The sequence below is a fragment of the Segetibacter sp. 3557_3 genome, assembly GCF_004354985.1.
Lineage (GTDB): Bacteria > Bacteroidota > Bacteroidia > Chitinophagales > Chitinophagaceae > Segetibacter.
Genome location: NZ_SMSK01000004.1, coordinates 1 through 12,273, shown reverse-complemented (window position 1 = coordinate 12,273; position 12,273 = coordinate 1). Strand labels below are relative to the sequence as shown.

Genomic DNA, 12,273 nt, shown 5'->3' with positions numbered 1-12,273 from the left:
TTAGATTTTTGTGCTTGCTAATTTTACCGCCTCACGTATGCGATGGTAGGCACCGCAGCGGCAGATATTACCATGCATGGTATCAACGATCTGGTTCATTGTCGGTTTTGGATTTTCTGCGAGTAGTGCAGCGGCGGTCATGATCTGGCCGGACTGGCAATAGCCGCATTGTGGTACGTCCACTTCGTTCCAGGCTACCTGCAAGGGATGGTCGCCTTTTTCGGACAGACCCTCGATCGTGGTAATTTTTCCGGTGCCGATGGCTGAAACCGGGAACATGCAGGAGCGTACGGCAGCGCCATCAAGGTGGACCGTGCACGCGCCGCATTGGGCGATGCCGCAGCCGTATTTCGTGCCTACCAGGTGCAGGCTATCCCTAAGCACCCATAACAGGGGGGTATCCTCCGCAACATCCACTTCCTGGTTTTTTCCATTTACCTGAATATTGTATTTGGGCATATCATTAAGATTACGTGTAAGCAATAAAAATAAGACAGTTTTCCGGCTCTGTCACCTGTTCCGTCAATTCTTCTATCGATCTTTTAAGACGGTCGACCGATTAGTGGCCTAAGTCGATTTTCGCCACCCGGTTCATTGGTATGGTATGGGGCTCATCTAGGGTATAGCTCGTAGAGTCGCGCATATACATCTGCAACAGTTTCGCTGTCGTATTTCCCGGGTTCCGCAAACTTGTGGCATGCAGCGAGTCAACTTTCGTAAGGTGCACCGTGAACTGTTGTTTCGATTTTTCCACCTGGACCGACTTCACGTGGTAAGTGTCGACACCTGAGTACATGATCAGGTAGCGCTTATCGCCATCTGCACGTTTTAGTATCCGGGGATAGGCCGAAGCATTTGACACGGACTTAGCGGTAGCGGTACTACTTGAGCAACCGGTTTGGGATGCCAAAAAGAACAAGGAGAAAATGAGGGTGGTCCAAAGAGTATAGATTTTCATAGCAAAGGGCGGAAGTTAGTTATGAGTTTAGAATTATGGGTTATGAGTTTGGTCCCGTTATAAGAGTTGCTTGTGCGAAAGCAATTGAGTTTAGAAGTTTTTGCGGACCCGGCAGAAGGACTTCTGATTTTACATCGTTGCGTCGCACTCTTGTACTGAATAGCATTTTTCGGCAAATTAAATTACACATGGCTTAACTAAATGACAGTGAGGGTTAGTTGATTGAAGCTGTGAGTTGAAGTTGATGTGTTCATTCCGTTAAGTTAGCTGTTTAAAGTTGAATGCAGCGTTTCGCTAAGAATTAAGTGTTCTGCAGGGGGACGAACCCAAGCGGATGCACGGACTTGTGCTGTTCATCAAATTACCACCTCGTAGAAGTGTACACATATTTCAGAATTGATTCTGTTTTGCTTTTCTTTTTGCTCCCGATTTCAGTGGGACACGCTTGATGCCCGCCCGGCTGGTTTATCAAAGTGACTCATGACTAATTGCCGGACGGACGGGCAAAAAGATGCAGAGAATATCTTAGTGGAAGAATGTAGTCCGGAGCGGTATTCATGCTGGAAGCAAGATTACCTCATGGAACCGCTGCACTTGACCACAGTAGTACAAAAGCCCGATCGAAGAACCCCGCCGGGAACATTCGCCCGGATGAGCCCGTCCGACTGCGCAGCGGGCGGAGGCTGTTTTTGTTCTTCCCCAACGATGATGGAGATCTTTTTGCGTTCCCCCAGCAAAGGGTAGAGGGTCTGGAGGGGGACAAGCCCGTCCGACTGGCGCAGCCGGGCGGGCAAAAAGGAAGAGAGAATATCTTTAGTGCACTAGATATGACTGGAACTCCAGTTCATGTTAGGATCAGGCAAATTGGGCATTGGAGTGCAAAACGCGCGGTCAAGTACTGGAGCTCCAGCGTGCACTCCCAAACCCTCTCCGGTTCTAAAACCTGCTTCATCCCGGTTCAGGGTGCCCTCCGGAACACCCGAACAACGACGGGACCAGCCTGCGATGTCAGGTGGGTGTTGCAGTTCAGTAGCAATCAAGTACTGAGCGTTCGAGCGTGTAACTCCCGATCACTTCCCGGTTGTAAGAACCTACCTTATCCCGGTTCGGGGTGCACTTCGGAACACCCCGGACAACCGACGTAGTTTAATAAGTAACCATCCGGTCACTTTCAACCGATAAACAAACCAGTACATTAAGCAAGGCAAAATTCGACGGGCTACCTTTTATGTCGCTACCGGTTTCCCCCCTTGCTTTGCTTGAGTTGCGGGAGAGTTAGAAGCGACCATTACCTTTTCCAATCGCCTGATGGCGCTCACGGAGATTTCCGTTTCTATGCCGGCCAAGTGTTTAGTACAGAATCTTGTAATAATTTAACTGCATAAACAGCCAGGAAGAGTGTCACTGTTTTGGCCTTCATCAATGGCTGTTTTAGCTACTAACAACCCAGTGCTGCCGGTGTAGGAATTTCATCCCCTGAGTACTGTGCGCTAAGCTTTTAACCTTTTTGCAGTAGATGGATTATCCATTTTTTACTTGTTGCGATGTTAATAAATGTAAGTTAGAATAAGAAAGTAAAGAATGACCTCATTGTTCTCATAAGCTTGGAAGAGGTTAATGATGAATAGAAAAGATCAGCACCTGATCTTGAATATTAAATTAAAGCTATGAAAGCTAAGCCGAGCCTTCTTACTGCCGTATTCCCTTCTAATAAGAGCCTTGTACTTTCTTAAAAGAAATTCGGATCCTGCACTATGTGTTGTATTTGCCGCTAGTGCTACTTCAGATTCAAATATAAATTTCCACAGGCTGCCGTGCATTTAAGATTTCAGACTAAATATAATACCTTTAATTAAAAGGCAGTCACTCCGGCCTGCCTTTTAATTAGATATGCATGTATGAAAATCTAATCTGCGCCTTTGATCAGCTTCAGTATCACTCGTTCACTGCCTTGAACGATTTCTACATAGTAAATACCAGGACGATATTTGTCACCTATTGTTAAAGAGCTATTAGATGCTACCTTCGACCTCATTTCTATTAATCTTCCTACTGCATCGATTACTTTCACGTCCATGGATTCCACTTTATCGCTTTGAAGAATAAGAGTAAAGCAGGCTATAGTGGGATTCGGCAGAGCTTTTATTCTAAGTACTGGCCCAACTGCATCATCGGTTTTGGGAGCCATATTTATGATAGCGGGTGAGGTATTGTTCACGGTTGGAGCAGAAGCGCTTGTGCTACTTATTGCAATGGTATAATCTTCTGCTTCTCCCCAACTCATGGAAGTGCAAGGTTCAGCGCTGGTAATTGTGCTATTGTACTTACATCTTACGCGCAATCGTGTTGCACCTAGGGTTGCCGTAGCAGGAATAGTGATAGTAGTTGTAAAAAGACTTTTTGCAACAATAGGTGATGCATACACAAATTCACCAGCATCGTCAAAATCCTTGTCACCATTATAGTCTATCCATACACCAAAACCTTGTGAACGTTTTTTCCCTGACTGCATACTCATGCTATAGCTTTGGCCTCTGTTAACGGAAGTAGTAAATGTGCCCGCAGGTGCATAATTGGTGTATCCCTTTGCAGTACCATTGCTGCAACCTGAGTTATTAGCGAGAGTGTTAAAGCTGAAAGTATTGATGAAATCATCAGCAGAGCAACCGCTGGTATATGCAGGCACACAGTAATTGACCATAATTAAAACAGCAGCCGAGGTAGTGCTAAGACCTGCATTGTCCGAAGCCTTGGCCGTAATAGAATAGTTTCCAGCAGCCACTCCACTCCAGCTATATTCATAAGGAGCCGTCAAGTCTTCACCCAGCTTAGTGGTGCCCTGGAAGAACTCGACTTTAGCTATGGAACCATCTTGATCAGCAGCGGCGGCAGTAATGCTGATGGTAGTCGGAGCAGTGAACGTAGTTCCATTAGGCGGTGAGGTGATAGAAACGGTTGGAGCGCTATTGTTGCTGACCATAACTGAGACCGGAGCTGAAGTAGTGGCGCTGCCAAGATTATCCGTAGCCTTTGCTGTAAGAGTATAGCTTCCGGCAGCCGCTCCAATCCAGCTGTACTCATAAGGAGCCGTGAGGTCTTCACCCAGCTTAGTCGTGCCTTGGAAGAACTCCACTTTTGCTATTGAACCACCTTGATCAACAGCCGTGACAGTAATGCTGATGGTAGTCGGAGCAGTGAACGTAGCTCCACTAGCGGGTGAGGTGATGCTCACGGTTGGTGGTTGATTAGCACCTATTGTAATGGTGTAATCTTCTGCTTCTCCCCAACTCATCAAAGTGCAGGGTTCAGCGCTGGTAATTGTGCTATTGTATTTACATCTAACACGCAATCGTGTTGCACCGAGGGTTGCTGTAGGAGGAATGGTGATAGTAGTTGTAAAAATACTCTTTGCAACGGAAGGTGATGCATACACAAATTCACCAGCATCGTCAAAATCCTTGTCACCATTATAGTCTATCCATACACCAAAACCTTGTGGATAACTTGAGCCGGATTGCATACTAATACTATAGCTTTCGCCTCTGTTAACAGAAGTAGTAAATGTGCCGGCAGGTGCATAATTCGTGTATCCCTTTGCAGTACCATTGTTGCAGCCTGAGTTATCGTTAACAAGAGCATTAAAGGTGAAACTATTGATGAAATCATCAGCAGAGCAACCCGTGGTATACACAGGCACACAGTAAGGTATAGTAGATATAGAATAAGCACCAAGAGAAGCAAAATCAGAATCTGCTCCTAAATCTCCTTTAACTCCATTAACAGCCAAGTAATAAGTCCCAGCTGCGAGTTTTGCGTTTAAAGACGCTGCTTGATTAGACTGATCAGATATTGCGACTATGGCATTAGACTCATTACGAAGAGTAAGCCCAATATCCAGATTAGGATAATCTGAATTCGGATTAACGGCAAGAGCTATTGTGCCGCCATTAGTGGTAAAGTAGAAAATATCTATATCAGTTTGAGTTGAAATAATACCTTTATTGATATCGGCCGACACATTGCCATTAGCATCTACAACTAGCGGGGTTGCTGTGGCAATTTCATCTCCATGGTCATCGGGGCGGTAGCCGAAACCATTCATGTTTGTGATTTTAAACAAATCATCCTCTAAGTTATTTGCGTATTGGTATTCGCCTTTGCTCCATTGCACAACGGGCTTGTAATAACCTATGCCCATGATCGGCGCCCAGGAGCCTTGGCCTTGAAAATATTCTTCATAGGGAGAGGTTCGTCCATCGTGTACCAAATGTAACGTATGTCCCACCTCATGTGAACCGCCATCACCTGCACCTTTAATATCAGTGTCAAAGACCCAACAAGGATGCTCACCGTTTGAGGTGCTCCCCCAAGCAAAGGAGCCAATGTAAGCTACACCACCGGCATTAGGATACCAATAGTTGGTTGGGGTAAAAATGACTCTCATCCGACGATCTATTGGAGCACTGTTAAAAACGGCTTCGCTGGTCGTAACATTTAGAGCAAAGGGCTTGTAGTCTTCACTTATTAACTTCCATATCTCAACCATATTACTTCCAGAAATGTTAGCTGGATCAGCTACAATGGGATTTCCGCTGTTGAAGGTTGAATTCCACTGGGTACCTGTTACTGTCTGACCATCAAAGTCGAGGTAAACCACAGCAGAAGCACCTGGCAAACTCTCCAGGACAGGAATAGTTGTAGCTGTAGTATTCGTTTGGCTTGTAAAGCTTGAAATTGTGTTCTGCTCTTGAAAGCCTACACATAACACTTTATCAATATCTTCTTCAGTCAAGTATACCAAACTGTCAGGACTCGAAGAATATCGATAAAACTTTTTCCGTTCCCTCATAAAAATTGAACCCGAAGCTTGCTGCCCCACTATCTTTAGGTAAAAGCTACTGTATGGACTATTGTATACCTCACCAAAAAAAAGATTGCCATTCCCTTCCTGTTTACTTGAGTTTAGCTTAAGTTTCAAGAGTATTCCTGGTAATGAATGACTTAACTGTGCCTCTATATCCGCCGTATTGTTTGCTGCGGCTTGGGCCTTCTTTTTATAAGTTGCAGCAACATCATCTATCTTTCCAATGTAGATAGGGCCCTGAGCGTAGGAAGGTGCAATAAGCCCTCCAAACAATACCATATGTAACAACAGATGATAAGCTTTTTTCATTTAAATGAGTTTTTTGATTGTTTTTTCATTAGTGTTACCACAACTTCCTGCATTGTTGCAGATGTATCTGGATTATTAACAATAAAAAAATCAGTAGATTTTAATTTTAAGATGCTTCCAGTTAATTCATAGAAACATAACCAGACCATATCCTCTTTAATAAAGCTTATTGTGTTTTTTGTAGATTTAAAATGGAAAACATCACAAGGGATCCATGCGGTATCAAGATAAACTTCAAATCTATCTTGGATGAATTTAAAGGTTGTTCCCTTCTCGATAGGTTTACATTTAGGTTTTATGGTAAGCGGTAAAACTAACTGAGCAGCTACCCTCCACTCACCTGATAATGATGGTACATTAATATTTCTTAATGTTAAGTTTTTATAATTAGAGCACCCTATTAAGAGCAGCAAAAAAAGAAATATCCATGATCTAAATAGTCTAAAGCAATGTTTCATATTTGTATCAAAGTATTATAACTATTTACGATTGACTAATTAAATTACTATACTGAGGTTGTCTGAATTGTAAGTCAGGTAGTCAACTTTTTGCAATAGTTGTATTTCGGGCGAATTAAAAGGTGCAGCCAATCTATAATCCTCATTCAGGCTGTCATAGGTGTTCCATGAATTTGTATAGATCTTTGAATTAAGCTTATAACACTTCACAGCTTCATCAATTAACTCAAATAGTTTAAACCTGAGTTTTTATCGACGGTTTCCATAGCTTGGGATCATTCCCGTTATAGCTCTGCAGATTAGTGCAGCGCATTGGAAAAACTTACATTAATTATTTTCTATAAATCATTTATTCTGAAACCCGCGATTGAACCATTTAACCTTTAGCTTAAAAGAGGGGACAAAAGTTGTTTGTTAGCTTGCACATATATGTAATTGTATAATGAATAAAAAGACATGAAAGTAGAAAAGGTGGCACTACTGAGTGCCACCCTTAGACTTAAATAATTAGTGAAGCTTATTTAGATGCTTTCAGCAGGTTCATTGTTACTTTATTTACTCCTTGCTGTAGCTCAACAAGGTATGTTCCTGGTCCGAAACCCTCACCAATTGTTAAAGTGCCATTAGGAGCTATGTTCCGTTTCATTTCCACAACTCTGCCCATAATATCCAGCACTCTTATATTCAGTGGCTTACTATCTCCACTCTGCATCACCAACCTGAAGGAGGTGCTGCTTGGATTTGGCATGACCGCTACTTTCAGCTTACCAGTATATTCTGCTTGTAGTTGAGCCGGCTCTCTTACACTTTGCGAAATACTTGAGTTTTTGTTGTCGTTGGCATGAATTACGATGGATCCACATGTTAAGGCTGTTGTTGCCGGATCGGTATCTGCACCATCTTGATTGTCATATACAATATTACTACTAGCTAAGTCCCAAATTTTAATGCGAATCTTATCTATACCGCCGCCACCATTAACCTGACCATCATTTGCCGTTAGCAAGAAGCCATAACCTGGAACGCCATTGATTTTTCCTTTGCCTTTATATTGTGCTTTTGGACCGGAGATGACTAACCAGTCATAACTAGTGCTATTAAAATTCATACCTTCAACATGGTACTGGAACTCTGTATGACCTGAGGGTACTGATGCGCCCTTCTGGTACTTTGATACAAAGCCGAAGGTTGCTTTGCCTGTCGATGTTGGTTTGTCTTTATAGGCTCCTGCTGGTGAAATGAAGCATCCACCACCTGTTACAAAGCCTCCATTAGGATCATAGACTACCACGTATTGTTCGTATGGTTTACTTACTGTTCCACCGCAATCTGTCAAGTATACTGTCACCGTATAAACGCCAGGTGTATTGTACGTATTGGTAGCACTAAATTGTTTGGGTGGGTTCGTTGCAATATAGTCAGTACCAATCTCCCATTTGACTACGGCACTAGTTACATTGTTGTCGGTATAATCAACGTTTATAGTAATAGGTGTACCAACAGCAACAGGAGAAGTAGGCCCAGTAATGGAATTAAAGACAGGTGCAGTATTTATAACTGTAACATCAAAGCTGCAACTCACACTATGTCCAGCCAGATCTTGTGCTTTCCATGTTACAGTAGTTGTTCCTTGATTAAATGTAACACCATTCAGGGTATTACCCGCTCCGCTTGTAGCTCCGGCAAGTGAATAGGTCATTGGTTTATAGGAGCAATTGTCTTTTGCTTTTGCATCCAAGTCATTGTTCAAAGAAGTCCATGTGCATACGCCGCCGTCGTTATCCCTATTAATATTTCCTTTAAATGGACATGTGATTACCGGGTCCTCAATATCCTTCACTATTACCAACTGTATAGCACTTGCTGTTTTACCCGTTTTATCCGTTGCTGTCCATGTTACCGTTGTAGTACCTACCGGGAAAGAAGTGGATGGGTAGTCATTGGTTACTGATTGCAATCCGCAGTCATCAGCAGCTTTAGGTGTGCCTAAACTTGCTATGGTTGCGCTACAAACGCCTGCATCGTTGCCTACAGTAATGTCTGCCGGTGCTGTAATAGTCGGTGGAGCATTATCTACACTACCTTTTACTTCCACATTTTCTAAACTTTTGACGCAACCTAGATCATCCGTTACTTTTACTGTGTAAAAACCTGCTGATAACCCCTTGATATCATCTGTTGTTTCTCCATTTGACCACTCAACTTTATAGGGTGCTGTTCCGCCGCTGATCGTTAAATCAATAGCACCATCATTACCTGCGCAGCTTGCAGGCATTGGTATGGCACTTATGTCTAACGTACAGCTTTGTATGCTACCTCCTTCAATGAAAACACCCGAGTCATATACGGGATCCCCAGCATCCTGTATGGCGAATTTTAGAGAGTAAGTAGCACCAGGAGTAACCGTTACAGTAGCTGTTAATACAACAGTCAAACCATCATACTCCAGATTTTGATAAATTACAGGGTTCGGAGGTTGTACTATAAGTGGCAAAGTTCTATTATCGTTATTTATGAAATATTGCGGATTGGATGCGGGTGTACTAGGCGCTCTTCCCTTATTTACATTATTTATGGCAACCGGAATAGTGCTTGAAGGCAACACAGCTAAATTCTTCTTACCAACAATACCAGGGCCGCTGATAAAAAAGCCAAAAACATCATTAAAAGATGAATTGACATAATCGTTATACTCTTCTGATGAAAATACATATCTAAACGTTAGCGTATTGGTATTGGGTACTATATCGAACGATACCCAACTTGCATCATGGCCCGATGTTGTGATGAGAGCATTCAAATCAGCATCGCCGGGCCGGCCATTATTCCTGCCAGCGTTTGTTGTAGTGTTTGGCCCTTTTGCATTTGATAGACCCCCTGTAGTTAGTACCAATCCTCTATCTATTCCCAATACGGTGGAACCACATGAAAAGGAACCATATATGTCTGAGCTAGCAGGTAGGGTAGTCTGTATATTGGATATGGTGACTCCCACACCAGCTAAGGATTGAATAATCTGGCTTAAAGAATTGGTAGATGCGTTGGCAGGAGTTAAGGAAAGTGGACACGGTGAAAGGTTGGAACTAATAGCCGAGCTGCTGGTAGCACCTTTATCAACGCTATTTGCCTGCCTGGCAACGAGTTCTTCCTGGGTTTGAGCAAATACATATTTTGATTGCAGGAGTGATAAAAAGGTACATAAAATAAAAGTAACATAGCGCGAGAAGTGTACTTTCCTTTTTCCTGTATAATTGCCACCCGTGTTTGTCCATGAAATACTTCCAGAGCGGAAGTGAGAAGCAAATAAAAGAAGTCTAGAAATGAATACTCTGGGAAATAAGCCAATTGCTTCATTTGAACTACCTTCAAACGAAGAGTTTAGCGAGTGCTGATGATTCATGATTTAGGATTTAAATGGTTAAATATCAAACGGTTGAAAGAAATATTTAAGTTGACCTTCTACGCTTGAAGTTTGTCTACGTCGATAAGGACGTACATTGGGAGTTAAATAAAAATGAACCCTTAACAGCTCTTCCTTTATGCGGGCATTCCCGTTAGAGGAGCACTTAGCCGAACTCAGACAAGCAATTGAAGCATTTTTCATACAAATTGTTTTGAAGAGTTAAGGGTGTTGGTTGAAGGCCAACGATAATTTGCGCAAGAGGGATTTTAGGGGTTGAAAGAGAAAGGATATTGCTACATATGACTTCAAATATTTAACTATCCATCTTACCTATCAATACCCATTTCGGGGTATTACTAAATTATTTTGATCTTATTCAATGCTTCAATTTTGTTGTGGACTTTCAGTTTCGCGTAAATATTTTTTAAATCCTTTTTCACGGCTTCGTAGCTGATTTCAAACGCGGTGCTATGTCTCTATTTAGTCGACCCTCGGAAGTCCGTAAACTAATAATGACGGGCATTTTCAGAGTTCTATTCCTTAAAAGTTACACGGAGAATTGAAAAACCCTCAAAAGGGCCTGCATTTTACTGTATGCTTTCTACGCAAAAGCGAACTCCGCAACTCGGTTGTTTCACGGCCTGGTTGACCAGGTAGATCAGAAACAGCCATTATACTTCCTGGCAAATAAGATAAACTGGAGATTGTTTGACACCAGTCTCAGGAGGCATTACAGCGATAAAATGGGGCAAACCTTCCAAGCCAATCCGCTTGTTGGTTTCTTTGTTGACCTTGAAGTACCTGCAGAATCTAAGCGATGGAAACCTTGTTGAACAATGGGCTGAAAACATCTATTTTCAATACTTCAGTGGAGAGCAGCATTTTCAGCCAAATATCTCTTGGGTGCCAACAGAGCTTATAGCGTTTAGGCAACGCATCGGCGAACCAGGAGTGGAGTTGACATACTACATCATAGGTGCTTATTGGGATTTTATTTGCTCAAATCTAAACCCGACTTCTTGAGAGTCGGCTAATCACATTGGCCTTTGCTACCACTTTTTAGTACCTCTTGTTCACGTTCAGTCAGCAAATGAGTAGGCTTTTCTAATCCCCTGGTTTCCAGAACAGTAGTTTTAAAGTTGGATAATATACAAATATGATCGAAGGAAATAAAACAAACAATCCCCCATTCGGGGGATTTGTGATTTCAACAATGAAGGTGAATTGCGATCAATCAGCCACTTATCGGGCACGAAACTTATTGATCGCTTCAACTTTATTTTGTACATGCAGTTTTTCGTAGATATGTTTGAGATGCTTTTTAACCGTCTCGTAGCTGACATTAAGCTCATTGCCAATTTCTTTATACTGCAATCCTGTTGATAATAGCTTCAACACTTCGGTTTCTCTATCAGTTAGTACATCTCTTTGCCGTTCTTGTTTGTTTTGAAATGATTTAATAACACGTTTTGCTATATAAGGGCTCATCGGCGCACCTCCGTGAAAGACATCATTCAAAGCATTAACGATCTGATCGCTGCTACTCTCTTTTAAGATATAACCAGAGGCGCCGTTTTTAAGGGCGTCGAAAACACTTTCGTCATCATCGTTTATGCTGCACACTAAGAAGCTCGTACTGACACTTTTTTCCGTTAAGCGTTTGATTAATTCAATCCCGCTAATTCCCGGAAGTTGAATATCAACAATTGCAATATCAGCCGGATTATTCAGCATATTCATAGCATCTTCAGCATTATCGTATACATCAGCAACAACAAACCCTTCTGCATTTTCTATCAGTGACAGTAGAGCGTTTTGATACTCCCGGCTATCTTCTACTATTGCTACTGTTTTCATGTTTTTCATGTAAAGGAATTATTAATCTAATGACTGTTCCTTCCCGGCAAGCAGCGTCGAAGGATCCACCGATCTTTTTCATCCTCATTTTCATATTGCCGATCCCATCTCCGGATCTCTCACCTGTATAACACAACCCTTTTCCATCATCCTGAATACTAATAAGTAATTCAAGTTTCGCTATAGCAAAAGAGACAATGACAGTAGTACAGTCTGCATGTTTTATTGTGTTATGGAGAGCTTCTTTTACTGCAAGGTAAATTTGCCTTCTTTTTTCACCGTTGATGGTCATATCAGGAATTACGTGTAAATTCCGCTGATATTGACCCCCCTATTCCGGTGATGTTGACCCCCTTTGTAAAAGTGGATGATCAGTAAGCAAAGAGCGGTTATGAACTGGAGTTAAGTAATTCTCGAATGTATA

8 protein-coding genes are annotated in these 12,273 nt (G+C 42.3%); 1 reads left to right on the top strand and 7 read right to left on the bottom strand.

What is annotated here, in order from left to right; translation table 11 throughout:
- The 5 genes from EXU57_RS08080 to EXU57_RS08060 all read right to left on the bottom strand — a co-directional run bounded on the left by EXU57_RS08080 (position 1) and on the right by EXU57_RS08060 (position 9,989).
- On the bottom strand, positions 1–459 hold the full coding sequence (locus tag EXU57_RS08080) for a (2Fe-2S)-binding protein (RefSeq protein WP_133267694.1): 459 nt from the start codon (positions 457–459) through the stop codon (positions 1–3).
- A 100-nt stretch (positions 460–559) separates the two neighbouring features.
- Positions 560–958 (bottom strand): hypothetical protein, encoded by a 399-nt coding sequence (locus tag EXU57_RS08075; RefSeq protein ID WP_133267693.1) that lies wholly within the window; start codon positions 956–958, stop codon positions 560–562.
- A gap of 1,906 nt (positions 959–2,864) precedes the next feature.
- Positions 2,865–6,131, bottom strand: coding sequence for a GEVED domain-containing protein (locus EXU57_RS08070; RefSeq protein WP_133267692.1), 3,267 nt, complete (start codon positions 6,129–6,131; stop codon positions 2,865–2,867).
- Complete coding sequence (locus EXU57_RS08065; protein WP_133267691.1) at positions 6,128–6,544, bottom strand: hypothetical protein; 417 nt, start codon at positions 6,542–6,544, stop codon at positions 6,128–6,130. The genes EXU57_RS08070 and EXU57_RS08065 overlap by 4 nt, the downstream gene beginning before the upstream one ends.
- Before the next feature lie 562 nt (positions 6,545–7,106).
- Positions 7,107–9,989: a choice-of-anchor L domain-containing protein gene (locus EXU57_RS08060; protein WP_133267690.1), complete on the bottom strand. Its 2,883-nt coding sequence runs from the start codon at positions 9,987–9,989 to the stop codon at positions 7,107–7,109.
- A 711-nt stretch (positions 9,990–10,700) separates the two neighbouring features.
- Here EXU57_RS08060 and EXU57_RS08050 point away from each other — a divergent pair.
- Positions 10,701–11,015, top strand: a complete 315-nt coding sequence (locus EXU57_RS08050) for a transposase (RefSeq protein ID WP_133267689.1) — start codon at positions 10,701–10,703, stop codon at positions 11,013–11,015.
- A 219-nt stretch (positions 11,016–11,234) separates the two neighbouring features.
- On the opposite strand, the gene EXU57_RS08045 is transcribed toward EXU57_RS08050, so the two are convergent.
- Both EXU57_RS08045 and EXU57_RS08040 read right to left on the bottom strand, forming a co-directional pair.
- Positions 11,235–11,849, bottom strand: a complete 615-nt coding sequence (locus tag EXU57_RS08045) for a response regulator (protein ID WP_165958074.1) — start codon at positions 11,847–11,849, stop codon at positions 11,235–11,237.
- Positions 11,821–12,141: a sensor histidine kinase gene (locus tag EXU57_RS08040; RefSeq protein ID WP_133267687.1), complete on the bottom strand. Its 321-nt coding sequence runs from the start codon at positions 12,139–12,141 to the stop codon at positions 11,821–11,823. Before EXU57_RS08040 ends, EXU57_RS08045 begins: the two co-directional genes overlap by 29 nt.
- Positions 12,142–12,273 lie beyond the last annotated feature (132 nt).